Raw genomic sequence first — 24,080 nt, forward strand, 5'->3', positions numbered from 1 at the left:
GTGAGCAGGATTACAGCGATGGAGAACAGCCGACGGCGGCACGCACCCGCGTGCCCTCCCGCCGTCGGAATATGCCTGCCTTCCCGCGCCGGGGACCGGCGCAGGGCCCTACATGATACGTCACTACTATTTACAAACTTGTCATGCGGCGGTAAATTCGCTACGTCACTCTCCGCCCCGCGGCGGGGCCGATACCCCGTTCAGACAGGACACCAATGACACGCACCAGGTCTCTCGCTTCGGGCTTCCTGAGCCTTTCAGCCGCCGCCGTCCTGGCAGTTGCCACGGCCGGCGGAGCCTCAGCCGCACCGGACGCCACAGAAGACAAGAACACCCCGGCCATCGCCAGCGTCACCGTCGACGGCACCGGCGCGGCCGAATACTGGACGGCGGACAAGATGAAGGGCGCCATCCCGGGCGATGTTTTGGCCGGCAAGGCCTTGGAACGTGGCAACCGCTCAGCTGTCCCCGTCGAAAAGGGAAAGGGCTCGCAGGTCAGCCCCACGCGCGGCAAGCAGACCATCGCTGCCAGTGAGGCCCCGGTGAAGCACATCGGGAAGGTCTTCTTCACCCTGGGTGGCGCGAACTATGTGTGCTCTGCCAACGCGGTGTCGTCGGTGAATAAGAGCACGGTAGCCACGGCGGGGCACTGCCTCAACGAGGGCCCGGGTGCGTTCGCCACGAACTTCATCTTTGTTCCTGCCTACGACAACGGGGCTACGCCGTACGGAAAATGGACGGCCCGGAAGTACTTCGCCCCCACTCAGTGGAGCGCCGGCGGGGACATGGCCTACGACACCGGCTTCGCCGTGATGAACCGGCAGAACAACCAGAACTTGACCGACGTGGTTGGCGGGTCCGGCGTCGCCTTCAACCAGGCGTACGGCCTCACCTATAAGTCCTTCGGCTACCCCGCGGCCCGCCCGTTCAACGGCGAGACCCTGAAAAGCTGCACCGGAACGGCCAGCCCTGACGGCAACAACCCGCAGTTTGGCACGCAGGGCATCCCCTGCGACATGACCGGCGGCTCGTCCGGCGGCCCGTGGTTCATCGGCACCAGCTCCTCCGGCGTCCAGAACTCCGTCAACAGCTACGGCTACACCGGCTCCAACGTGATGTACGGCCCGTACTGGGGCACGGCCATCCAGGCAACATACCAAAGTGCAGCACTCTCCTAGCAACGAATCCGGCCAGGACCCTTCGGTCACCCGCAGCGACGTGACGCAGACGCACGAGGAGATCCTCGAGTACTGGACTAAGCAGCGGATGGCACAAGCAAAGCCCCGGGAGCTCCGGCTTCCGGCGGAGGGTCCGCGTCTCAAGCAGAGGGACGCGGGCGCTGGTGAAGCCGGGTCCTAGACCATCTGCCCAACACGAACGACGGCGCCTGTCCCCTTCGCGGGGACAGGCGCCGTCGTCCATTCTGCAGGCGCTGGGCCCACGCCGCCCGGGTTCCCGGGCCGAGCGGCAGCGAGGTTAGGGAGGCGGTGGGGATCAGTGGAAGAAGTGGCGCGCACCCGTGAAGTACATGGTGATGCCGGCCGCGTTGGCTGCCGCGATCACTTCATCGTCCCGGACGGAACCGCCGGGCTGGACCACGGCGCGGACGCCAGCGTCGATCAGGATCTGCAGCCCATCGGCGAACGGGAAGAACGCGTCGGAGGCGGCAACGGCCCCGCGGGCACGCTCAGGGGCGTTCGACGCGCTGGCGTTGGACGCGCCGCCGGCACCATCGACGTCGGACTCCACCGTCACGCCCAGCGTGTTGGCCCGCTCCACAGCCAGGCGGCACGAATCCAGGCGGTTGACCTGGCCCATGCCGATGCCGACGGCGGCACCGTCAGCGGCAAGCAGGATGGCGTTCGACTTCGCCGCACGGCAGGCGGTCCAGGCGAACGCAAGGTCCGCGAGGGTCTTCTCATCCGCCGCTTCACCCGCTGCGAGCGTCCAGTTGGCGGGGTTGTCGCCGTCGGCGTCCACTTTGTCGCTGACCTGGACCAGCATGCCGCCGGATACCTGGCGGAACTCCGTGGGGTACCGGCCGTAACCCTCGGGCAGGGCGAGCAGGCGGATGTTCTTCTTCTTGGAGAGAATCTCAACGGCTTCCGGCTCGAAGCCCGGGGCGATGACCACCTCGGTGAAGATGTCCTTGACGGTGTTGGCCATGCCGGCGGTGACCGGACGGTTGGCTGCGATCACGCCGCCAAACGCGGAAACGGGATCGCAGGCGTGGGCCTTGGCGTGCGCATCTGCAATGGGGTCCGCGGCGTCCGCGGATCCCACGGCCACGCCGCAGGGGTTGGCGTGCTTGATGACGGCCACGGCGGGCTCGCTGAAATCGAAGGCTGCGCGCAGCGCGGCGTCGGCGTCCACGAAGTTGTTGTAGCTCATGGCCTTGCCGTGCAACTGGTCTGCCTGGGCGATGCCCACCGGCGCGGCCTTGTCCACGTACAGGGCTGCCTGCTGGTGCGGGTTCTCGCCGTAGCGCAGGACCTCGGAGCGCTCCAGCGAGAGGCCGGCGTAGGCGGGCCAGTCGATGACGCCGTCGCCGTCCTCGTCCAGGAACTGGCTGGCCGTCCAGGTGGCCACGGCGTTGTCGTAGGAAGCGGTGTGGGCGAACGCCTTGGCGGCCAGCCGGCGCCGGGTCTTCAGGTCGAAGCCGCCCTCCGCGGCCGCTGCGACCACCTGGCCGTAGAAGGAGGGGTCCACCACAATCGCGACGGCGGCGTGGTTCTTTGCTGCCGACCGCACCATGGCGGGGCCGCCGATGTCGATCTGCTCGACGACGTCGTCCTGGGCCGCGCCGGACTTGACGGTTTCCACGAACGGGTAGAGGTTCACCACCACCAGGTCGAAAGGTTCGATCTCCATGCGGCTGAGCGTTTCCATGTGGGCGGGCACGCGGCGGTCTGCGAGGATGCCGCCGTGGACCCGCGGGTGCAGCGTCTTGACGCGGCCGTCCAGCATCTCCGGCGAGCCGGTGACTTCCTCAACCTCCTGGACAGGAATGCCGGCGGCGGCGATCTTCTTGGCCGTGGAGCCGGTGGAGACCAGCTTCACTCCCGCTGCGTGCAGGCCCTGGGCGAGTTCCTCCAGACCGGTCTTGTCGTATACCGAGATCAGCGCCCGGCGGATGGGAACACGGTCAATGGATACGCGCTCATGCTGCGTGAAGCTCACAAATGTCTCCGTCTTATCTCGCGAACAGTGCCGCGGTTGGTGGGGATAGGGCCAGTTTATCGCGAAGCGCAGGTTGCCCCGCGTGTCAGCCTGAGTGTGAACGCCAGTGGGCCCGGCTAGAGTTTTTCCCAGGAGGCTGCGATGAATACTTACACCACTGTGCCGAGCGGCGAGCAGGTGGTCCAGGAACTGCCCTGGCGATGGAAAGTCCAGGGCAGGATCTTCCTGATCGGCGGGCTCGGGTTCATGTTCGATGCCTGGGATGTGACCCTGAACGGCATCCTCATTCCGCTGCTCTCCACGCACTGGGCACTGACTCCGGGTGAAGTGGCATGGGTGGGAACGTCCAACCTCATCGGCATGGCCCTCGGCGCCTTCGTCTGGGGCACCATCGCGGACACCATCGGGCGCAAGAAGGCATTCACGGCGACGCTGCTGATCTTCTCGCTCTTCACCGTGTTCGGCGCCTTTTCCCCCGACTTCATCTGGTTCTGTATGTTCCGGTTCATGGCCGGCTTTGGCCTGGGCGGGTGCATTCCCGTGGACTATGCACTGGTGGGTGAGTTCACGCCACGGAAGCAGCGCGGCAAGGTGTTGACCGCCATGGACGGCTGGTGGCCCATCGGAGCCGCGCTTGCGGGCTTCGTCTCGGCGGGCCTGGTGGCCCTGTACGGCGACTGGCGCTTCACCATGCTGGTCATGGTCCTGCCAGCACTGCTCGTCTTCTGGGTACGGCGGAGCGTGCCGGAGTCACCGCTGTTCCTGATCCGCCAGGGCCGGCGGGAGGAGGCGGCCAAGGTCATCGACGGCCTGGTGGAAGCAACCGGGGCCGAGCCCCGCGCCTACAGCCTGCCGGACGCCAAGGACGTCCCGCGGCTCTCGGCCGGCAGCGCCTGGACCCAGCTGCGGTCCGTGTGGCAGTTCAACTGGAAGATCACCGCTGCGGCATGGGCGCTGTTCTTCAGCATCCTGCTGGTCTACTACCTGTCCCTGACCTGGATGCCTCGCATCCTCATCGGCGCCGGCTTCGCGGAGTACAAGGCGTTCGTCACCACCGCGTCCATGGCCGCCGTCGGCCTGCTGGGTGTGATCGTGGCCGCCCTCCTGGTGGAGCGGGTGGGCCGTAAGTGGATCCTGGCCATCACCGGTCCGCTGTCCGCACTGACGCTGGTGATCGTGGCGTTCGTGGTGGACATCCCCACAGCGGCGGTGTTCTGGCTGCTGGTGTTCGGGTTCGTGGTGCAGGTGGCCATTCCGGTGCTGTACGCCTACGTGTCCGAGCTCTACCCCACGGAGCTGCGCGGCAGCGGCTTCGGCTGGGCGTCCACGTTCTCACGGCTGGGCGCAGGCTTCGGCCCATTGATCTTCGCCCACTACTTCTGGCCCGAGCTGGGGCTCGCAACGTCCTTCGCCCTGGCCGGCGGGCTGGTGCTGCTGGCGGTGCTGTGGATGGCGTTCTTCTCCCCAGAGACCAAGCAGCGCCGCCTCGAGTAGGGCTGCTTTCGACGCGCTCATCCGCTGCCGACGCGCATGAGCACTTACGCACCGTGTATTTTGGGTGCGCCAATGCGTGTGAGCGTCGACAAGTAACCTGCGCGTCGACGGCGGGTCAGGACCGGGCGGCGGAGAGGGCTGCCAGGGTGGAGACCAGCAGCCGGCGCTCCACCACCTTGATCCGTTCGTGGAGGGTTTCCTCGGTGTCGATGTCCTCGATGGCCACGGCTTCCTGGGCGATGATCGGGCCCGTGTCCACGCCGGCGTCGGCCCAGTGCACCGTGCAGCCGGTAACTTTCACCCCGTACGCCATCGCGTCCCGCACGCCATGGGCGCCCGGGAAGGCGGGCAGCAGCGCCGGGTGGGTGTTCAGGTATTTCCCGTTGAACGCGTCGATGAACTCCGGGCTCACGATCCGCATGAACCCCGAAGACACCACAACGTCCGGCTCGAAGGCGGACACAGCCTTTGTCAGTGCGCTGTTCCACTCCGCCCGGTCCGGGTAGGCCTTGAAGTCCACCACGAACGTTGGGATGCCGGCGGCGGCGGAGCGCTCCACGCCGTAAGTCCCCGGGCGGTCGGCACCCACAGCGGCGATTTCCACGTCCAGCTCGCCGGCCTTCACCGCGTCAATTACTGCCTGGAGATTGGACCCGGTGCCGGAAACGAGGACTACGATGCGCATTGGTCTAGCTTATGGGCAGCCTCGCGTAGGCTGGAAAACATGAACAGCAACCCCGAACCGGCGCAGCAGCAGCGGACCAGAGCTCCGCTCAGCGAGGCAGCAAAAGCCTCGCTCGCCAGGACCCACACGCTGTTCCGGATGTTCGTCGTCTCGGTCCTGGGCGCTTTCTTCGTCTACCAGTTGGACGTCAACTACCTCTGGCTGACAGCCATCCTCACGGCCGCCAGCCTGGCCCTGGGGGTGGTGCTGCTGATCCGGGCAGTGAGGTTTCGGGAGTCCAAACTCGTCCTGATCGGCACCATCTCAGGGATGGTGGTTTCGGCCATCCTGGTGCTGCTGATCGTTGTCACAGCGGTGTTCTTTGGGCAAATCCGTGACTACCAGGCGTGCGTGGGCCGGGCGCTGACGGACCAGGCCCAGACTGCGTGCCGCGTACAGCTTGAGAAGTCGCTGCCCGCGCAACTCCCCTAGCACCCACAAAAGGCGTCCACGCTAGTGGACCAGTTCTGCATCCGCTTCTTTTGCGGCCCGCTCACGTTCCAGCCAGGGTCCGGCTGCGTAGCCGACGACGACGCCGGCCCCCACCTCGGCTGCCACCCAGACTCCCGTCCACAAAGGGTCGGGCCCGATTTCCGTCAGCCGCCCGATCCCGGCCGAGCCCCGCGCCGTCCACGCCAGCGCCATGGTCAGCAGCCCGGCCGCGAGCCCGGTCAGTACGCCGAGCACCAGGGTGGAGACGGTGGCCGTAAACCAGCGCGCGCGGACCTTGATGGAAAGCCACTCGTCAAAGTGGTTTTCACCTTCCCGCAGGAACCACCACCCGGCCAGGACACCGGCAAGAACCGGGGCGATCAGGGCAACGAAGGCATAATCGAGCGACCCGCTCGGAATCGCCGCCAGGACGGGGATGGAGGGCAGCGGTCCGACGGCCGTGCCGAGCGGACCAACCTGGGAACCCACCCCCATCGCAAAGCCCGAACCGGACGTCCATGCGAGGGCGAAGACCACCAAGTTGGGCAGGTAGCCAAGTTGCGCGACGGTGAGGGCCGCGCCTCCCACGGCGCCGGCGTCGAGCGCCTCATAGACGGCGACCACAAGGTTCCAGTGGGTGAACAAGTCCACGGCCAGCAACGCCGAGGCAAGCGCCAGCGCGGACACCACGCCAACGAAACCGGCCTTGGCAGCGGATGCGAGGTACGAGCCGGCCCAGCGGGAATGCTGGCTGGTGCGTGAAATCCAGTCCACGGCGTCGACGCCGATCAGCCGGCTCCAGGACCCTGCCTCACGGCGGGCCCCGATCACCATTCCCAGGGCGTAGGGAATCAGGGGGAACAGCATCGCGTGCCCCAGGTTAATGCCGACGTCGGCCGTGCGGCAGACAAATCCGGTAGCGGCACCAAATGCGGAGTAGACAAGCCACGATCCCAGGAGCGCCTGCCAGAGCTGGTCCGTGTAGGACGCCCGCGCCAGGCGCCGGCCCGCGCGCCACGCCAGCAGGAACGGGATCAGGGTCAGCCCCAGGGGAACGAGCGTCAGGAGGCCGGCGTCACCGCGGGCAGCGGTGTCGGATCCCGCGGCCGTGAGCGCGAGCGGCACACCGTGGACCAGCAGCCAGGACTGCCCGGCGAGCCGTGCCAGAGTTTCGAACTGCCCATCCCGGAAGCCTGCAGTCGCCCAGACGGCAATGATCGGCGCGATCACCACGAGCGCGCAAATGACCGCTGCCTGGGCTGTCTCAAGGGCACCCTGCAGCCACAGGGGCATGGGGAGGCCACGGTCTCCGGTCTGGTCGGCGCGCAGTTTCATCGTGTCCATGGTGTCACGGCGGGTCCCCCAGGCCTGGAAGCGACAGGCATCCGGCCCGCATCAACCGAGACTTAGAGGGCTTTTTCCCGGCGCTTTTTTCAGGGGTCCGCCGTAAAATGGGATTTACTGCAAGCGCTGGCACCCCAAAGGTGCATCGAGAGTACGCCTGGCCCCTGTCGTGTGCTCGAACAGCAGCATCGCGAGCAGGCCAGCGAGGGCCCGGAAACCGTAAACCGGGAAACAGGAGCCGCGAATGAGAGATGAACACTAAGTTCTGAAGATATTCGTCCTACTGGCTGGTGCAGTCACCGTCTTGGCGGAGGCTGCACCAGCGTTTTTATAATCTCTGCAGACACGGCGACGCCGGGAGCCCCCAAGTAGGCTCCCGGCGTCGTCTGTTTAGTTTCGGCGAATCGCCGCAGGGCCGAACCTGCCCGCTGTCAGCGGGGCGTCAGGGCCTTTGGCTTCGTAAACTCAGAGCCGGCGGTCGCGGTCCACGCCGTCAGCATCAATGTTTTCCTTGCGGACTTCCTCTTCGACCCGGACGTCCTCCTGGACCACGTCCTTGTCCAAGCGGACACGCTCCACCGGCACGGTTTCCTTCTCAACCACGGGGCGCTCCTCATGGAGGATCACCTCGTGCTCTTCCTCGCTGATGTCCGGTCCGGACATGGCAGCGCCGCGGTTGGCCTCGGTGATGGGTTCGCGCTCCAGGCGGACCTCCTCACGCTGCACCGGAACGGTCTTGGTGACGTTCTCCGTGGTGACATACTTCCGCAGCCGGGCACGTCCGGTGGCCTCGCGCTCCTTGCCGACGTGCAGCCGTTCCTCGGAACGGGTCATGGCATCGTCAGTGTTGGGGCCCGAGGTGTCGTGGCCCACCGTGCCGCGATCAGTATCCCGGTCAGTGAGGTCGCGGTCCCGGCCGATGCCGGCTGTGGGGGTGCCGGTGTTAAGGTCGGCATCGCCCTGGAGGTCCACATCGTTCCGGGTGTCGGAGTAGGTGCGGGCACCGCGGTCGTAGTAGGTGTACAGGCGGTCCTCCTCCTCGGGGGTGAGGTGGCCGTCCACGTCTACCCGGGGCGCGTCCTTGACGTGTTCCTTGGTGTACGGAACCACCAGGTCATCGCCCTGGGTGTGCGCGCCCTCAACGGGGACGAAGGACTGGGAGGTGCCGAAAAGGCCCGTCTTTACGGTGACCCACGTCGGTTCACCCGTGTCGTCGTCCGCGTACAGCTGGCCAATCGAACCGATCTTCTCGCCATCGGAGCCGATGACGTTGCCGTTCCTGTTGAGCAGGTCTTCAATGTTTTCCCGATTGAGCATGACGTCTCCTTGGATGTGTCGTTGCACTGGGTTTTCACCAGCTGCGGATGGTCCGGTGCAGGGGTTGCCCGCGCTCCGGCCGAGCCCCGGCTGCTTGAGGCTTTTGTGCTGGCTGCCCCTCTACCGTAAGCATGCTTAGCATCATATGCAAAGCCTACTTAGTAAATCTTTTTTAAACCGGACCGCCTGCCGTTCACCCAAGCTTTCCCTCCGGGTAACGCGTTCTCCCCCGCCACGTCAGGGCCGGAGCCCACGGTGGTGGGGTGAGGATCGCAATTGTTGCTGAATCATTCCTGCCGCTGATGAACGGGGTAACGCACTCCATCCTGAGGGTGCTGGACCACCTGCAGGACCGGGGCGATGACGTCCTGGTCATCGCCCCGTCCACCCAGGACGGAGACGCGCCCGATCAGGTCAAGGGTGCCGAGGTCCATCGACTGCCCGCCGTGCCGCTGGCGGGATACACGAATGTCCGGGTGGCGATGGGCGGTGTGTACCGGGTCAAGAGAATCCTTGCCGACTACGCGCCGGACGTTGTCCACCTTGCCTCACCGTTCGTCCTCGGCTGGCGGGCGGCGCAGGCAGCACGTCAGCTGGGGATCCCCACCGTGGCCATCTACCAGACAGAGGTTCCCAGCTATGCGGCCCGCTACGGTGTGCCCTTCCTGGAGAACTGGGCCTGGAACCGCGTGGAAAACATCCATTTGCTGGCCTCCCGCACCCTGGTGCCGTCCACGTTCGCGCTGAACCAGTTGCGCGGCCGCGGCATCCCCCGGGTGCAGATGTGGCGCCGCGGCGTGGACACCGCCCGGTTCTCGCCGGAAAAGCGCGACGACGGGTGGCGGGCTGCGGTGGCCCCCGGCGGCGAGCGGATCATCGGCTACGTTGGCAGGCTCGCCGTGGAGAAGCAGGTTGAGGACCTCGCAGCCCTCGCCGGGATACCCAACACAAAACTGGTGATCGTGGGCGACGGTCCCCAGCGGGCCGCACTGGAGGAAGCCCTGCCGGCTGCCGCCTTCACCGGATTCCTGGGCGGCGAGGACCTGGCACGCGCCATGGCATCCTTCGACCTGTTCGTCCACCCCGGCGAGTTCGAGACCTTCTGCCAGACCATCCAGGAGGCCATGGCATCGGGGGTGCCGGTGGTGGCCACGGGCCGCGGCGGCCCCCTGGACCTGGTGGAGAACTCCCGGACTGGCTGGCTCTACGAACCGGGTGACCTGTCCGCCCTGCGGGCCCGCGTCCTGGACCTGATGGGTGATGACGCGAAGCGCCGGGCGTTCGCCGTTGCAGCCCATGCGTCAGTGCAGGACAGGACCTGGCCTGCACTCTGTGCCGAACTGGTCCGCCACTACGGGGACGTCCTGGCGGACGCACCGGCAGGACGGGCATCCGGGTCCTGGACATCCGCTTCAAAGACAGGGGCAGCATAATGAAAATTTCGGTCATCGGCTGCGGCTACCTTGGTGCCGTCCACGCTGCCACCCTGGCGTCGATGGGCCACACGGTGGTGGGCATCGACGTCGATCCCGCCAAAGTTGAACAGCTGGGCCGCGGGGCCGCCCCCTTCCACGAGCCCGGACTGGACGAACTGCTCCGGGACGGGCGCAGCAACGGCAGGCTGCGCTTCTCCACGGACACGGCAGAGGCCAAGGACTCACAGGTCCACTTCCTCTGCGTCGGAACTCCCCAGGACAAAACGTCCGACGCCGCCGACCTCACCTTCCTGGTCTCCGCCGCCAGAACGCTGCTGCCGCACCTGGCGGCGGGCGCCGTCGTCGTCGGTAAATCCACCGTGCCCGTGGGCAGCGTTCAGATGCTCCGCGGCGTCCTGGCCCGGCGGCCGGACGTGCTGCTGGGCTGGAACCCCGAATTCCTCCGACAGGGAACTGCGGTCAAGGACTCGCTGGTGCCTGACCGGCTGGTGTACGGCGTGGACGGCGGGCGGACCGCCGCGTTCAACCCGTCCACCGGCGCGCCGCTGGGCGTGACGGCCGTGCTGGACGCGGTGTATGAGCCGCTGCTCCGGGCCGGGATTCCCCGGCTGGTCTGCAATTTCGCGACGGCGGAACTCATCAAGTCGGCGGCTAACGCGTACCTGGCCACCAAGGTCAGCTTCATCAACGCCGTGGCCGAACTCTGCGACGCCTCCGGGGCGGACGTGGGCGAACTCAGCGAGGCGATGGGCCTGGACCCGAGGATCGGGAACCGGTACCTGCATGCCGGGCTGGGCTTCGGCGGCGGCTGCCTGCCCAAGGACATCCGCAGCTTCCGGTCCCAGGCCGCCGGGCACGGCGTCGCCGCCGTGGAGGACTGGATGCGCCTGGTGGATGCGGTGAACCTTGGGCAGCGGTCCCGGACGGTGGACCTGGCAGCGGAGCTCTGCGGCGGAACCCTGGCCGGCCGTTCGGTGACCGTGCTGGGGGCGTCCTTCAAACCGGACACGGATGACATCCGGGACTCCCCCGCCCTTGACGTGGCGGACAGGCTCGCGGCTGCAGGGGCACACGTAACGGTGACGGATCCCAAAGCGGTCAACAATGCCTGGCGGCGGTACCCCCGGCTGCGGTTCGAAACCTCCACCGGACGTGCCCTCGAGGGTGCGGAACTGGTCCTGCTCCTGACGGAGTGGGACGAATACCGGCAGCTCTCCCCCACCGTTGCCGGCGGGCTTGTCCGACGGCGGGTGGTGCTGGACGCACGCAATGTGCTGGACGCCGCTGCGTGGCAGGCAGGCGGCTGGGTGGTGCGCGGCCTGGGTACGGCGGCCGGAACGTCAACCGGCAGTGCCGCACCCGCGGTACCTGCCGCTGAACGCGTACCGGCCTCCCGCGCGCGGTAAGACCTCTTAGGTAAGCAGCCCCAGTTCGGCGAACGCGAGTGCCACGCCGTTGCCGGCGGGGCCTGGGGTAACCCGGTCTGCGACTGCCAGCACGCCCGGGTGGCCGCCTTCCACGGCGATGCCCGTGCCGGCGTACTCCAGCATCTCGATATCGTTGGCGCTATCCCCGATCGCCACAATGTCTTCCCGCTTCAGCCCCAGGCGCTGCTCCAGCACCTGGATCCCCAACGCCTTGTGGGTTCCGGCCATGTAGATCTCCCCGGCGCGGTCGCCCAGCGCGGAGAGGGAGCTCGGGATCAGCCCCACCCCGGGACCAAAGTCGTGCATGAGGCCGGGCAGCGGCACCGGCGAGTCGAAGCAGGAGATTTTGGCGAAGGATACGGACCTGAGGTCGTCGCCGTACTGCATGGGCCCGAGGATGTCTTCAAGGGGATCCACGTCGGTGCTCAGGACGCCGTCGTGCTGCGGACGTCCGGCAAAGATGGGTCCCAGGACCTCCCGCAGGCGCTGGTCCACGCCGGTGCGTCCGTGCAGCGCCTCGGGTGCTTCCAGGATGTAGGCGGCGTTGTTGGCGTCCAGGGTCTCAACGATGCGGGCAGCCACCTCCGGCTCAAAGCGCGAGTCCTTGAGGACCTCACCGTCCATTTCCACCCGGGCACCGGCGCCGGTGATCACGCCGTCGAATCCCGCCGCCAGGATGTGGCCGGGGACCATGGACAGCGGGCGTCCGGTGCACACGAATACCAGGTGGCCGTTCCGGCGCGCGGCCTGGACGGCCTCAACGTGGGCTTCCGGGGCCAGCCCGTGGTCGGCGTAGGTACCGTCGATGTCGAGAAAGATGGCACGCGGCCGGACGGTTCGCTGGCTGGACATGCCGGACTCCTTGGTCTGTTACGGGGACCGTTTCATCCTATCCAAGGCGGGACCCGCGGCAGTTTCCTGCCATTCCCAGGCCGGGAAACCTGCTGCGCGGCGGACAAAGTGACAGTCATCCTGTGATGTTTGAGGCCTTGCAGGCAAGTAAGCACACTGATTGAATTAGCACACCGGAATATGGGGGCCCGGCACAACTTACTGATTAAGGAGTGACAACATGGGCATTCTAGGATTTCTCATTTTGGGCCTGATCGCCGGAGCTATTGCGAAGGCAATCCTGCCGGGCCGCCAAGGCGGAGGCTGGGTTATCACCATGGTCCTCGGGGTTGTCGGCGCAATCCTCGGCGGCTGGATCGGTTCGCTGATCTTCGGTGGCGGACTGGCGGAGTTCTTCGATATCCGCACCTGGCTGCTGGCCATCCTCGGCTCGATCATCGTCCTGCTGGTCTACGGCATGGTCACGAACCGCAGCCACCGCAGGGTGTAGCCGCACAATAAATTCCAACGCAAAACGCCGTCCTCCATTCCGAGGACGGCGTTTTTTGCGTCGTGGCTTCCGGGACCAAACTTCCGGATAACTAATGGGAACCGATTTCACGTTCCGGGGCGAAAGTCCTGCGTCCGCATTTATGATGTCCGAGGGGGTGGTGTCATGGCTGATTCAAGCCAGGCGGAAAATCTGGCGGTCCGGGCATTCAGTGCGGTCCTGGACGCGACTCCGGACGCCCTTTTAGCCCTTTCTGCGGACGGCATCATCACCGTGGCCAATGCCGCGGCGGCGCGGCTCTTCGGGTTTCCACCCGAGGAGTTGACCGGACGCAACTACCGGAACCTGCTGGCCGCCGGGTTTGGTGACGACGTGGACCGTCTGCTCCGCCGGCTTACCCTCGAGCCCGGCGACTACCCACCGCCCGTGGAGATCCGGGGGAAGCATCGCGACCGCACGGAGTTCCCGGCGGAGGTGGCGTGCTCCCTGGTTCCTTCCGGCGGGCGCGATGAGGCAGCGGGCCTGGCAATCCAGGCCTCGCAGGCGGGCCACGACGGCGGGATGCCGGCCGGAACGTGCCTGCTGCTGTCCGTCCGGGGTACGTCACACCGCCAGGCCGCGGACGCGGACCTGCGGGAGGCCATGTCCCTGCTCACGGCCACCTTGCAGTCCACCGCCGACGGTATCCTGGTGTTGAGTTCCGAAGGACACGTGGCCGGCTTCAATGACCAGTTCGTCAGCATGTGGAACATCCCGGTGGAGCTCCTGAAGGGCGACAGCGAAGAACCCATCATGCGGCTCATCGTTTCGCAGGTGGCGGACCCTATTGCCTTCATGGCCCGGCTGACGGAGCTGGAAGAGGACCCGGAGGCCGAAAGCCACGACGTCCTGGACTTCAAGGACGGCCGGACCTTCGAGCGGTACTCCCGGCCCCAGCGGGTGGGCGAGAACGTTGTGGGCCGGGTGTGGAGCTTCCGCGATGTGACGCCGCGGCGGAAGGCCCAGGAACAGGCCCAGCAGGCAATGCTGGACCTCGCCGCGCAAACAGAGAAACTCCGTGCCATGGCCTTCCAGGACCCCCTGACCGGGCTGGCCAACAGGGCAGTCTTTAATGACGCCCTGGCCGGCGCGTTGCAGGAACCGCGGCTAAAGACCGTGGATGTCCTCCTTCTGGACCTCGACGACTTCAAGGAAGTCAATGACATCCTTGGCCACCAGGCGGGCGACGACATGCTGATCGAGGTATCGCGCCGGCTCCGCGGCTGCGTGCCCACCGCCGACGTCGTGGCGCGCCTGGGCGGTGACGAATTCGTGGTGCTGCTGACCGCCTGCCCCGACGCGGACCAGATCGCTGCCTGCATCGTCCGCTGCCTGCACGTTCCGCTGACCATCAACGGCACAGTGCTGCGCCCCAGCCTCAGCCTGGGGCTCGCATCGCTGGCCCAGGCGAGCGTGGGCCCGTCCGAACTCCTGCGCCAGGCGGACATCGCGATGTACGCGGCGAAGGCTGCCGGCAAGAACCGGTTCCTGCGGTTCCACCCGGACATGATGACTGCACTCGTGCAGCGCACGAATATGGAAAGCGCCCTGCAACTGGCCGTTCCTCGCGGCCAGATTACCGTTGACTTCCAGCCCATCGTGTCGCACCGAATGGGACAGGTGGTGAAGTTCGAGGCGCTGGCCCGGTGGGACCGCGGCGGCGAGCGGGTCCCGCCGTCGATCTTCATCCCGCTCGCTGAGCGCACCGGACTCGTCAACGAAATCGGCGCGGAGGTGATGGCGCTGGGGATGGTGCAGCTGGCACGGTGGCTCAGCGAGGATCCCTCGCGGTCCCTCTCGGTCAACGTCTCGGGGGTCCAGCTCCAGGACCCGGACTTCGCCCACGGGGTGCTCCACCTTGCGGAGGCCAGCGGAGTGGCGGCCTACCAGCTGATGCTGGAGGTGACCGAGAGCGTGTTCTTCGACGCCGACTGCAGCTTGATCAGACAACTCAGCTCGCTGCGGGACGCCGGCGCCCGGGTGGCCCTGGACGATTTCGGAACCGGCTACTCCTCCCTTGGCAGGCTGCAGGACCTTCCCGTGGATACGGTGAAGATCGACAAGACCTTCGTGTCCATGGTCCGCACCGGCGAGGAACGCCTGCCCATCCTGAGCTCCATGATCAACATGGCCCACAGCCTCGGGCTGACGGTGACGGCGGAGGGCGTCGAAACCGCCGCGCAGGCGGACTACCTGACGGCGCTGGAGTGCGACTCCCTGCAGGGTTACCTGTTCTCGCTCCCGGAACCCGGAGAACGGCTGGACCATGCCCTGCGGCGGGCCGAGGAAGCCCTCCATGCCCTCAAGGGTAGGTAGGTTCCCGGCACAGCCAGCACGCCGCCCGTGAGGTGTGAGGGATATCATAGGGAGGCGTCTCCACCCAGGTCTCGGGTGGGCCCGGCTGGGGCTCAGGGCGCCGGTAGGGGGAAGGGTTTGTCCGTGTCTCAGGCTGGTCTCTTGGAACAAAAGCCCACCACGGGCAGCAGGACGCGGCTGGGCCTGCTTGCCCTGCTGGTGGCAGCAGGGCTTGCGGCGCTGGGCCTGTACTTCGCCGCGAACAGCGGCACGTTGCATGCGCTGGTGACAGGAGATTTCCTGATTCTCGCCGCATCGCTGCTGGCAGGGGCAAGCTGCGCGCGCGCAGCCCGGCTCGGCGGGGTGAACGGCAGGGCCTGGACCTTCATGGCCATAGCGGTGTTCGTGTGGGCCGCCGGCATGGCTGTGTATACGTACTACGGCCTGGCCTTCAACCACGTCTATCCCTTCCCGTCGCTGGCCGACGCCGGGTTTATCGGCTACGCGGTGCCCGCCGTCATCGCGATATTCGCCTTCGCAAGGCGGGCGGGAAACCCCGTAGCGTTCTACCGGGCCCTGATGGACGCCGCGGTCATCGCCGGTTCGTTGCTGGTGGTCAGCTGGTACACGGTGCTCGGAGCTGCGTTCAATGCAGAAGGGGACGCCCTGGCCCGGCTCACCGGCATGGCCTACCCCGTGGTGGACTTGGCGATCACATCCCTCGTGCTGGTCCTGGCCATGCGCCGGCAGCCCGGGGAGCGGCTTCCCTTCCTGTGCTTCGGGGGCGGCATGCTGGTCCTTGCGGTCACGGACAGCATTTATGTGCGAATGACGTTTGACGGCTTCACCGGGGCCACCGGTTCGCTGCTCACTCTGGGCTGGGTCGCCGCCTTCCTCCTGATCGCTTTTGCCACCCTGGTGCCGGATGAGGACAAGCCAGGCCCGGTGGGGAAGGGTGCCACGCTGGCGCTTGAACTGCTGCCATACGGGCCGTTGCTGGCGGCCGTGATCCTATTGGCCGGGCCTGATTTGGCCACACATGATCCGTTCCCGCTGGTGGTGGGAGCCGCCGTGCTGGTATCCGCCCTGATACGGCAGGTGCTGATTGTGTTTGAGAACATCACGCTCACCGGCGGACTCGAGGACGAAGTGGCGGCCAGGACCCGCGAGCTGGAGACCGCAAGGGCGGCTGCCATGGAATCCAGCCGGCTCAAGTCCGAATTCCTGGCCACCATGAGCCATGAAATCCGGACCCCCATGAACGGCGTGGTGGGCCTGACTGCCCTCCTCCTGGAAACACCTTTGGATGACACCCAGAAGCAGTACGCCCAGGGCGTACGGGGCGCCGGTGAAGCACTCCTGGCCCTGATCAACGACATCCTGGATTTCTCCAAGCTGGAGGCCGGCAAGGTGGACCTGGACGTCCGCCCGTTCGATCCCCGGGCCCTCGTCGAGGAGGTGGCCGGGCTCCTGGCCGAGGCTGCCCTCGCCAAGAACCTTGAGCTCATCGGGTACTGCGAGCCTGATGTGCCGGCGCGCCTGCAGGGCGATTCGGGACGGATCCGGCAGATCCTGCTGAACCTCGCCTCCAATGCGGTGAAGTTCACTGCCTCCGGGGAGGTGTCCATCCGGGTAACAATACAAAACCCGGGCGCAGCCCCGGGAAGCATCTCCGCAGTCCACTTCGAGGTCCGGGACACCGGCATCGGCATCGATCCCGCCCACCACCGGAAACTGTTCGAATCGTTCTCGCAGGCGGACGCCTCCACCACCCGGCGTTACGGGGGAACCGGCCTGGGCCTGGCCATCAGCAGCCGCCTCACAAAAGCGATGGACGGCGATATCGGACTGGAGAGCATGCCCGGTCAAGGCAGCACCTTCTGGTTCCGGCTGCCGCTGCCCGTGGCGCCGCCGTCCACCGATCCCGTCCCCGCCGCGGGCTTCCTCAACGGCCTGCGCGTCCTGGTGGTGGACGACAACGCCACCAACCGCCTGGTGCTGGATTCGCAACTGCGGGGCTGGCGGCTGCAACCCGAGGCCGTGCCGGATGCCGCCGCGGCACTGGACCGCGCCCGGCAGGCACATGCCGCAGGCCAGCCGTTCCATCTGGCAGTGCTGGATCTCTGCATGCCGGACACCGACGGCCTGGAGCTGGCCCGGCAGATGAAGTCCGACCCCCGCCTGGTGGACATCGAACTCATCATGCTCACATCCACCATGCAGGTGAACACGGCCGACCTGGCCGGGGCTGGAGTACGCGAGTGGCTGATGAAGCCCGTCCGCAGCTCCGAGTTCTACAACCGCCTGGTCCGCCTCATGTCCAACAGCGAAACCGTCCAGCCCGCCGGAGCGTCCAGCCTTCTGCAGGAGACGGCCCCCGGGGACAGCCCGCACCGCGGGCGGGTCCTGATAGTGGAGGACAACGAGGTCAACCAGCTGGTGGCCGAGGCGACGGTCAGCAAGTTCGGCTACGCGGTGGACGTTGTCTCCAATGGAGCGGAGGCTGTGGATGCCACCGCCGGCACCCGGTATTCCGCGGTCCTGATGGACTGCCATATGCCTGTCATGGACGGTTTCGAGGCCACGCGCGTGATCCGCGCCCGCGGCGGAAGTGTCCGGCTGCCCATCATCGCCATGACTGCCGGCGCCCTGGACGGGGACAGGGAACGGTGCCTCGCCGCGGGCATGGATGATTACCTGGCCAAGCCGGTGGATGCGGCAGCACTGCAGGCTGCGCTGACCCGGTGGGTTCCTGAACCGGCCGCCCAGGTATTGGCAGCCACCGGCGCCACTTCAGCCGCGGCAACAGCCACGGAGCCCCGTGCTGTGGACCAGGACCGGCTCGCCATGCTCCGGGGCCTGGGTCCCGATGACGGCCGCGGGCTGCTGCCGGCCACGGTGGAAGCGTTCCGGAAGGACGTGCCGGCCCGGATGGCAGCACTGCAGGCTGCGCTGGATGACGGCGGCGGGGAGGCCCTGGTGCAGGCTGCGCATGCCTTGAAGGGGTCGGCGGCCAACATCGGCGCCGGCAGGGCGGCCGCCATCTGCGCCGACCTGGAGGGGCTGGACCGGGCAGGAAACCACGACGGCGGCAGGGACCTGCTGCGCCGGCTCGAGGCAGAGCTGCGGCGGGTGGATGTTGAACTCGATGCGGCACTGGAGGTGGACGGATGAAAGTCCTGGTTGCCGATGACGATCCGGGTTCGCTGCTGGTGGCCCGGGCCGCCGTCGAGCGCGCCGGGCACGATTGCCTGGCCGCCGCGGACGGTGACGAGGCGTGGGGACTGTACCTTGAGCACCAGCCCGATGTGGTGGTCACGGACTGGATGATGCCCGGGATGGACGGGCTGGCCCTCTGCCGCGCCATCCGGTCCCGGGGAGCAGACCTGTACACGTACATTGTGATGCTGACTTCGCAGGACTCCCGTGATCACGTGCTGGCCGGGCTCGAGGCCGGGGCTGACGACTACGTCACCAAGCCGCTGGATCCCTTCGTGCTGCGGGCCAGGCTGCTGGTGGCACTGCGGATCACCACCCTGCATGCGGACCTGGCCCACTACCGGAAGGTGCTGTCGCAGCAGGCGCGCACCGATCCGTTGACCGGGCTGCACAACCGGCTGAAGCTGGCTGAGGACCTGGAGCAGTTGCATGCCCGCAGCGTCCGCTACGGGGAGCAGTACAGCCTGGCCATGTGCGACGTGGACAATTTCAAGGCCTACAACGACGTTTACGGGCACCAGGCCGGCGACCTTGCGTTGCGCGCCGTAGCCGCGGCCCTCGCGGGGCAGGCCCGGAAGTCCGACGGCGTGTACCGGTTCGGCGGCGAGGAGTTCCTGCTGGTCTTCCCGCACCAAAGCCTGCTGCGCGCGAAGGCCTGCATGGAGCGGGCGCTGGACGCCGTGCGGGATCTTGCCATCCCCCACCGCGGCGACCCGTCAGGCCAGTTGCGGCTCAGCGCCGGAATCTCGACGTTTTCCCCCACCGAGGGCCGGGACGCCGAGACACTGCTTGGTGCCGCGGACGCGGCACTCTACGCGGCCAAGACGGCCGGCCGGGACCGGGTGGAACTGGCCGGGTAGACCGGGTTCTCAGGCGGCTTTTTTGGTGCCGGCCTTCTTGGGGACCGGCTTCTTGGCTTCCGGTGTCGCGGCGGCCTGCGGCTGCGGCGTTGCTTCGGGGCGGGACGGTGCCTGGTAGGCCGGGTCACCCGCGGTGTCAGGAACCACTTCCTCCGCGGCAGGAGCCTGGACTGACGCGCCGAGGTAGGTATCGCCGTCGGCTAGCTCAACGGCGGCTGCCGCGGCGCGGTTGCGGCGCCAGCGGCGGAACAGGTCGGCGGCGGCCAGCATGCCCGCGAGGGGCGTGAGCACCGCGGCGCCGTAGACGAACAGCATCCAGGTGAGCGTGGTCAGCGGCGGCTGGTTGTTATGCAGCAGGGACAGCCCGCCCAGCAGTCCCACGGCCCAGAAAAGAATCACTGCCGTCAATACGGCAGCGGCGGGAAAATACTGGTTGGTCACGACTTTTTTCAGGGTTTCCATGCACTTCCTCCTGCCTGGCCGGGGGCTGCGGAAAGTGGCCGCATCAACATAAGTATGGGGCTGGTTTGAGGCGAAACGCGGCAAGACACCGTGGCGAGTGACGAACATAACTGGCGGCCCCGCCGTCGTCCGTTTTTGGCCGGATCTTCCCCGCTGAGCCGAGCCCCCGTTACGGTGAATTTGTCCGCCCGATTTCCGAGAGGCTTCCTTATGCGCAAAGTAACTGCCGGCCTGTTCCATTCCGTGGATGGCGTGGTGTCCGATCCCTACAAGTTCCAGTTCGACAGCTTCGATGACGAGCTCGGTGAAGGCCTGACCAGGATGATGGATAACGTGGACACGGTGGTGCTGGGCCGGGTGAGCTACCAGGAGTGGGCCAGCTACTGGCCGAACGCGTCGGTGGACGAGGACTTTGCCGCCTTCATCAATCCGGTGGAGAAGCACGTGGCCTCACGGACCCTCACCGAACCGCTCGCATGGCAGAACTCCCACCTGATGGATGCCCCGCTGGAAGAGTTTGTGGCAAAGCTGAAGGAGCGCGACGGCGGCGAGATCGCCGTCTGCGGCAGCATCTCCGTGACCCGGCAGCTGCTGTTCGCCGGGCTGCTGGACTCCCTGACCCTGATGACGCACCCGGTGATCGCCGGGAGCGGCCGCCGGCTCTTCGAGGACGGCGATCCCACAACCCGGCTGGTGCTGCAGGACGAAAAGCGGACCAGCAAGGGCAACGTCCTCAGCACCTACAGCCGGCTGGAGGGCTGAAGCCGGGGCAGGCCATCGCCGGCTAGTGGCTGACGGTCCCTCGCCGGGATTCCAGGACCGGGCGGATCCAGCGGTCGGCCAGTAGTCCGGTGGCCAGCGAGTAGAGGGCCTTATGCGTCACGTCCACCAGCTGTTCCCTGGCAGGCCAACTGGTGGGCGGGGCGCCGGCTCCGGTGGAGTTTTCCAGCGTCTGGTCGAACGCGAGCCGGACAACAGTGTGCTTGACATGGGCCAGCGGACCCCGGATGCCGGTGACGGCCCAGATCCCCCGCAGCGACCCCAAAGCAGCGCCGGTCCCCCAATGCATGATGTGGTTCCAAACAAGGGGCTGTTGCGCGTCATCGGCCCGCTGCCCCAGCAGAGTCAGCAGTGTCCGGGCGGGAACGTAGGAGTTGGGACGCTTGGTCAGGATTTGTTCAAGCTTCTCCCCCGCCGTCATCACAGCGACGCCGGCAAGGCCGCAAACAGCACCTCGTGCAGCCGCCGCAAGTAACACTTGACCGCGTGATTGGGGCATGGCTCCTCCTGTTGATTCTGGAACGGTGACAGGACATTCCGTACCCCTCGCCCGTGGCGGCAAACAGGAGGCCGTTACACGTGCGGTTCAGTACCTGGGGGAAAGCAGGCGTCCGACGGCGGCGATGTCACCCGGGGTTGTCCGGCAGCACCCGCCGATGATGCGAGCCCCGAGGTCCTGCCAGGTTGCCCTGCCCTCGGCAAGGCTGGCCGGATGCCCAAGCAGTGTGCCTTCGGACGGTGCGGCAGGGCTCCAGGTCTTGGTACCGGGATCGTAGGTCTCACCCGAGTTCGGGTAGGTCACCAGCGGCTTGCTGGTGGCCGCCCCCAAAGCGGCGAGCGCCGGGGAGACCAGCTCCAGTGGCACGCAGTTCACGCCGACAGCTGCCACGGACGCCTCGCCGTCCAGCAGTGCCGCCACCAGCGTCAGCGGAGTGCCGTCACTGATGTGTCCGCCGTCCCGGAGCGAGAAGGAGAACCAGGAGTCGACGTCGAACTCCTTGCTGAGTGCCAGCAGCACCTCCGCCTCGGCGAAGGACGGGAGTGTTTCGAAGGCGAGAACATCGGCGCCGGCGCTGACGAGGGCTGCGATCCGGGGATAGTGGAAGTCGCGGAATTCTGCGGGAGCCAGGGAGTAGTCCCCGCGGTACTCGGAACCGTCCGCAAGGTAGGCGCCGTAGGGTCCCACAGAGCCGGCAACCAGCAACGGCTTGGCTTCCGGGTGGGCGGCAAGGTGTTCGCGGCGGGCCTCGTCGGCAAGCCTGACCGACAATGCCACCAGCTCCAGCGCCTCCTGCTCACTGATCCCCCGCGGGGCAAACCCCTGGGGCGTGGCCTGGTAACTGGCTGTGGTGGCGATCCTCGCTCCCGCCGCAAAGTAGTCCCGGTGGACGTCCCTGATCAGGTGGGGTTGTTCGAGCAGGACCTTGGCAGACCACAACGGGTCGTCCAGATTGCAGCCCCGGGCCTCAAGCTCTGTTGCCAGGGCGCCGTCGGACGGAAGGTACTCCCCCGATTCGAGGAGGGAGGACAACGCGTTTAAAGGCATGACAGTCACCATACGCATTTTCTTATGCTTGTAATGAATGTTTCTTTCTGCCACGATGGCAGGCAGCCGCCAGCCCGGCGGAAGGAAAGAGGACAGGTTCTTGGACGTTCAACTACACGCGGTGCGCAAGCTGCGCGTCCACTGGCCCATCAGCGGCGCCACGTTTGCGCAGCTGGCCCTGGGGAAAGCGGATGCCTTCCGGGACGATCCGGGCATCGCAGCCCTGCTCGGGGCCTTGGCGCAGTTCCAGGAACTGGGCGACTTTGGCACCTACAAGCACGTGTTCGAATCCGGGCTTGGCTTCGAAGGGTTCACCACAGCAGAGGGAGCCAACCCCACGCTGGGGCGCGTCGGCGAACAGACCCTGTCCCCCACCTTCGTTTTCACCACCTACTTCGATGCCTCGCTGGAAGACGCCGCCGTTGAGCGGTTCATGCGGCAGATCGTGGACATCCACCCGTGGGAAGTTCCGGTGATCGAACTCGAAGGACCCCTCAGCGTAACCAGCACGGCACTGGCACCGGTCACCCAAGGAGCGGCAGCATCATGACGGAAACCCTCACCACCTCCCTGTGGGAAGGACTGCTGCAGGTGCTCGCGGGCCGCCGGTTCGTTGACCTGACCCACGCCTTCCACCCCGGCCAGCCGCATTTCGCCGCTTTCCCGGATGAGGAGCGCGAAGCCCTCTTCGACCTTGAAAAGGGGGACGGCTTCACCGCCCACCGCTATTCAATTGTGGGCCAGTGGGGCACGCATGTGGACCCGCCGTCGCACTTCATTCGGGGCGGCCGGACCCTTGACCGAATCCCGGTCCAGGAGATGATCCTGCCGTTGGTGGTCCTGGACATCTCCCACCGCGTGGTCGGCAACCCGGATGCCACCCCCACCCTGCAGGACGTACATGGCTGGGAGAGCCGCAACGGCACCATCCCGGCGGGCAGCCTCGTGGCCCTCCGTACCGGCTGGAGCCACCGGTGGCCGGACGCCGAGGCCATGGCCAACCGGGACGCTGACGGGCTGAGCCACACACCGGGCTGGTCACTGGAAGTGCTGGCCTTCCTGGTCAACGAGCGGTCGGTTGCTGCTGTCGGCCACGAGCAGACCGACACGGACCCTGGCCTCGCCACCTCCCGGCAGGACTTCAGCCTGGAAACCTATGTGCTGGAGCAGGACCGCTGGCAGATCGAACTGCTGGCCAACCTGGACGGGCTGCCCGAGGCCGGAGCCGCCGTCGTCGCAACCTGGGCCAAGCCTTTGGACGGCAGCGGGTTCCCGGCGCGGGTGTTTGCCATCTGCTGAACCGGTGGCCTGGAAGGCCGCTCCACTAGACTCAATTCCATGTCGAAAACCTCCAGCATGGGCCGTGGAATCCAGGCGGTCCTGGCCGTGGGGGCACGGCATGCCGCAGGGCTTCCGGGCGGCACGGTTGCCGACATCGCGGCGGACCTGGGGAGGGACCGCAGCCAGGTTTCCCGCAACCTGCGCAGCGCCGAGCACGAGGGCTTCCTCTCGCGCACGTCCCGCAGCTACGCCCTTGACTGGTCGCTCCTCACCGACGCCCAGATCCTGACCGAACGCCGGCTGCAGACCGACGGCGGCACAGCCCTGGACAGCCTCGCTTCAGCCACTGATGAGGCTTGCTTCCTCGGGGTGCTGCACGGTGACAGCACCGTCACCATTGGTGAGAGCGTCCCCGCCAGCAGCAACCTGGTGGGATCCTGGCTGGGCCGCCCGTACCCCGCCTACTGCAGCGACGCCGGGCAGGCCGTCCTGTGGGAAGCGTCGGAGGCCGAAGTGCGGACGGTGTTTGCCGGCGTCGACTTTGTCCGCCACGGTCCCAACACTCCCACCGGCATTGAAGACTTCCTCGCCCGGCGGGAGGCAGCGCGGGAACGCGGCTACTCGATCGTTGACGAGGAGGCTGAACCGGGGCTCTACTCGCTGGCCGTCCCGGTCCGCGATTTCAAGGGCGACGTAGTGGCGGCACTGCAGATTGTGGGCATCAAGGACCGGCTGGAACCGAAGCGGGACAGCTGCGCCGCGGCATTGGTGCCGCAGGGACAGTGGCTCGAGACCCGGTTGGGCTACCGGCCCGAGGGCTAGTTACAAGCCGATCAGCTGGCGGCTGGAGATGCCCCGAGCCGCTCCGCGGCCCCATGCAGGGCAGCGGCGGCGGCAGCAGC

General features: G+C 66.9%; 22 protein-coding genes. 14 read left to right on the forward strand and 8 right to left on the reverse strand.

Translation table 11 applies throughout. The features are described from left to right. Positions 1-215 precede the first annotated feature (215 nt). Complete coding sequence (locus AC5RTT_RS02145) at positions 216-1,178, forward strand: trypsin-like serine peptidase (RefSeq protein ID WP_494143818.1); 963 nt, start codon at positions 216-218, stop codon at positions 1,176-1,178. Then, positions 1,162-1,359 (forward strand): hypothetical protein, encoded by a 198-nt coding sequence (locus AC5RTT_RS02150; protein ID WP_494143819.1) that lies wholly within the window; start codon positions 1,162-1,164, stop codon positions 1,357-1,359. The genes AC5RTT_RS02145 and AC5RTT_RS02150 overlap by 17 nt, the downstream gene beginning before the upstream one ends. Positions 1,360-1,494: 135 nt before the next feature. Here AC5RTT_RS02150 and purH read toward each other — a convergent pair whose 3' ends face one another. Then, positions 1,495-3,180: a bifunctional phosphoribosylaminoimidazolecarboxamide formyltransferase/IMP cyclohydrolase gene (gene purH / locus AC5RTT_RS02155; RefSeq protein ID WP_494143820.1), complete on the reverse strand. Its 1,686-nt coding sequence runs from the start codon at positions 3,178-3,180 to the stop codon at positions 1,495-1,497. 141 nt (positions 3,181-3,321) lie between these two features. Between purH and AC5RTT_RS02160 the strand changes: the two genes are divergently transcribed. Beyond that, positions 3,322-4,674, forward strand: coding sequence for an MFS transporter (locus AC5RTT_RS02160; protein ID WP_494143821.1), 1,353 nt, complete (start codon positions 3,322-3,324; stop codon positions 4,672-4,674). A 115-nt stretch (positions 4,675-4,789) separates the two neighbouring features. Here the strand turns inward: AC5RTT_RS02160 and purN are convergent, their stop codons facing one another. Then, positions 4,790-5,359, reverse strand: a complete 570-nt coding sequence (purN, locus tag AC5RTT_RS02165; protein WP_494143822.1) for a phosphoribosylglycinamide formyltransferase — start codon at positions 5,357-5,359, stop codon at positions 4,790-4,792. A gap of 39 nt (positions 5,360-5,398) precedes the next feature. On the opposite strand from purN, the gene AC5RTT_RS02170 reads away from it, so the two are divergent. After that, complete coding sequence (locus AC5RTT_RS02170) at positions 5,399-5,830, forward strand: hypothetical protein (RefSeq protein ID WP_494143823.1); 432 nt, start codon at positions 5,399-5,401, stop codon at positions 5,828-5,830. 21 nt (positions 5,831-5,851) lie between these two features. On the opposite strand, the gene AC5RTT_RS02175 is transcribed toward AC5RTT_RS02170, so the two are convergent. Together AC5RTT_RS02175 and AC5RTT_RS02180 are read right to left on the reverse strand one after the other, a co-directional pair. Then, positions 5,852-7,165: a cell division protein PerM gene (locus AC5RTT_RS02175; protein ID WP_494143839.1), complete on the reverse strand. Its 1,314-nt coding sequence runs from the start codon at positions 7,163-7,165 to the stop codon at positions 5,852-5,854. 474 nt (positions 7,166-7,639) lie between these two features. Further along, positions 7,640-8,491 (reverse strand): PRC and DUF2382 domain-containing protein, encoded by an 852-nt coding sequence (locus tag AC5RTT_RS02180; RefSeq protein WP_494143824.1) that lies wholly within the window; start codon positions 8,489-8,491, stop codon positions 7,640-7,642. Positions 8,492-8,754: 263 nt separating this feature from the next. Here AC5RTT_RS02180 and AC5RTT_RS02185 point away from each other — a divergent pair, with 263 nt between their 5' ends. Both AC5RTT_RS02185 and AC5RTT_RS02190 read left to right on the forward strand, forming a co-directional pair. Then, positions 8,755-9,924: a glycosyltransferase family 4 protein gene (locus tag AC5RTT_RS02185; protein WP_494143825.1), complete on the forward strand. Its 1,170-nt coding sequence runs from the start codon at positions 8,755-8,757 to the stop codon at positions 9,922-9,924. Beyond that, positions 9,924-11,333 (forward strand): UDP-glucose dehydrogenase family protein, encoded by a 1,410-nt coding sequence (locus tag AC5RTT_RS02190; protein ID WP_494143826.1) that lies wholly within the window; start codon positions 9,924-9,926, stop codon positions 11,331-11,333. The genes AC5RTT_RS02185 and AC5RTT_RS02190 overlap by 1 nt, the downstream gene beginning before the upstream one ends. A 6-nt stretch (positions 11,334-11,339) precedes the next feature. Here the strand turns inward: AC5RTT_RS02190 and AC5RTT_RS02195 are convergent, their stop codons facing one another. After that, positions 11,340-12,206 carry an HAD hydrolase family protein gene (locus AC5RTT_RS02195; protein ID WP_494143827.1) on the reverse strand — a complete coding sequence of 289 codons (867 nt, stop codon included), beginning with the start codon at positions 12,204-12,206 and terminating at the stop codon, positions 11,340-11,342. A 220-nt stretch (positions 12,207-12,426) separates the two neighbouring features. Between AC5RTT_RS02195 and AC5RTT_RS02200 the strand changes: the two genes are divergently transcribed. From AC5RTT_RS02200 to AC5RTT_RS02215, 4 genes are all read left to right on the forward strand, one after another. After that, positions 12,427-12,696 (forward strand): GlsB/YeaQ/YmgE family stress response membrane protein, encoded by a 270-nt coding sequence (locus AC5RTT_RS02200; protein WP_494052373.1) that lies wholly within the window; start codon positions 12,427-12,429, stop codon positions 12,694-12,696. 165 nt (positions 12,697-12,861) lie between these two features. After that, positions 12,862-15,051, forward strand: coding sequence for a sensor domain-containing protein (locus AC5RTT_RS02205; protein ID WP_494143828.1), 2,190 nt, complete (start codon positions 12,862-12,864; stop codon positions 15,049-15,051). Positions 15,052-15,192: 141 nt separating this feature from the next. Beyond that, positions 15,193-18,204, forward strand: coding sequence for a response regulator (locus AC5RTT_RS02210; RefSeq protein WP_494143829.1), 3,012 nt, complete (start codon positions 15,193-15,195; stop codon positions 18,202-18,204). Further along, entirely contained in the window at positions 18,201-19,109 is a 909-nt protein-coding gene (locus AC5RTT_RS02215) for a GGDEF domain-containing response regulator (protein ID WP_494143830.1), read from the forward strand. The genes AC5RTT_RS02210 and AC5RTT_RS02215 overlap by 4 nt, the downstream gene beginning before the upstream one ends. Positions 19,110-19,118: 9 nt before the next feature. On the opposite strand, the gene AC5RTT_RS02220 is transcribed toward AC5RTT_RS02215, so the two are convergent. Then, positions 19,119-19,571 carry a hypothetical protein gene (locus AC5RTT_RS02220; protein ID WP_494143831.1) on the reverse strand — a complete coding sequence of 151 codons (453 nt, stop codon included), beginning with the start codon at positions 19,569-19,571 and terminating at the stop codon, positions 19,119-19,121. Between the two features lie 210 nt (positions 19,572-19,781). On the opposite strand from AC5RTT_RS02220, the gene AC5RTT_RS02225 reads away from it, so the two are divergent. Continuing rightward, the gene (locus AC5RTT_RS02225) at positions 19,782-20,333 is read left to right on the forward strand and encodes a dihydrofolate reductase family protein (RefSeq protein ID WP_494143832.1); all 552 of its coding nucleotides are present in this window, start codon (positions 19,782-19,784) and stop codon (positions 20,331-20,333) included. A 22-nt stretch (positions 20,334-20,355) separates the two neighbouring features. Here AC5RTT_RS02225 and AC5RTT_RS02230 read toward each other — a convergent pair whose 3' ends face one another. Together AC5RTT_RS02230 and mmuM are read right to left on the reverse strand one after the other, a co-directional pair. Further along, on the reverse strand, positions 20,356-20,850 hold the full coding sequence (locus tag AC5RTT_RS02230; RefSeq protein ID WP_494143833.1) for a hypothetical protein: 495 nt from the start codon (positions 20,848-20,850) through the stop codon (positions 20,356-20,358). An 87-nt stretch (positions 20,851-20,937) separates the two neighbouring features. Then, positions 20,938-21,897 (reverse strand): homocysteine S-methyltransferase, encoded by a 960-nt coding sequence (mmuM, locus tag AC5RTT_RS02235; protein ID WP_494143834.1) that lies wholly within the window; start codon positions 21,895-21,897, stop codon positions 20,938-20,940. 55 nt (positions 21,898-21,952) lie between these two features. Between mmuM and AC5RTT_RS02240 the strand changes: the two genes are divergently transcribed. The 3 genes from AC5RTT_RS02240 to AC5RTT_RS02250 are packed head-to-tail and all read left to right on the forward strand — an operon-like array spanning position 21,953 to position 24,000. Beyond that, on the forward strand, positions 21,953-22,447 hold the full coding sequence (locus AC5RTT_RS02240) for a hypothetical protein (RefSeq protein WP_494143840.1): 495 nt from the start codon (positions 21,953-21,955) through the stop codon (positions 22,445-22,447). After that, a complete protein-coding gene (locus tag AC5RTT_RS02245) occupies positions 22,444-23,196 on the forward strand; it encodes a cyclase family protein (protein ID WP_494143835.1) in 753 nt (250 codons plus the stop codon). Before AC5RTT_RS02240 ends, AC5RTT_RS02245 begins: the two co-directional genes overlap by 4 nt. Before the next feature lie 39 nt (positions 23,197-23,235). Next, entirely contained in the window at positions 23,236-24,000 is a 765-nt protein-coding gene (locus AC5RTT_RS02250; RefSeq protein ID WP_494143836.1) for an IclR family transcriptional regulator, read from the forward strand. Positions 24,001-24,080 lie beyond the last annotated feature (80 nt).

The sequence above is a fragment of the Arthrobacter sp. Y3221157 genome (genome assembly GCF_059089865.1).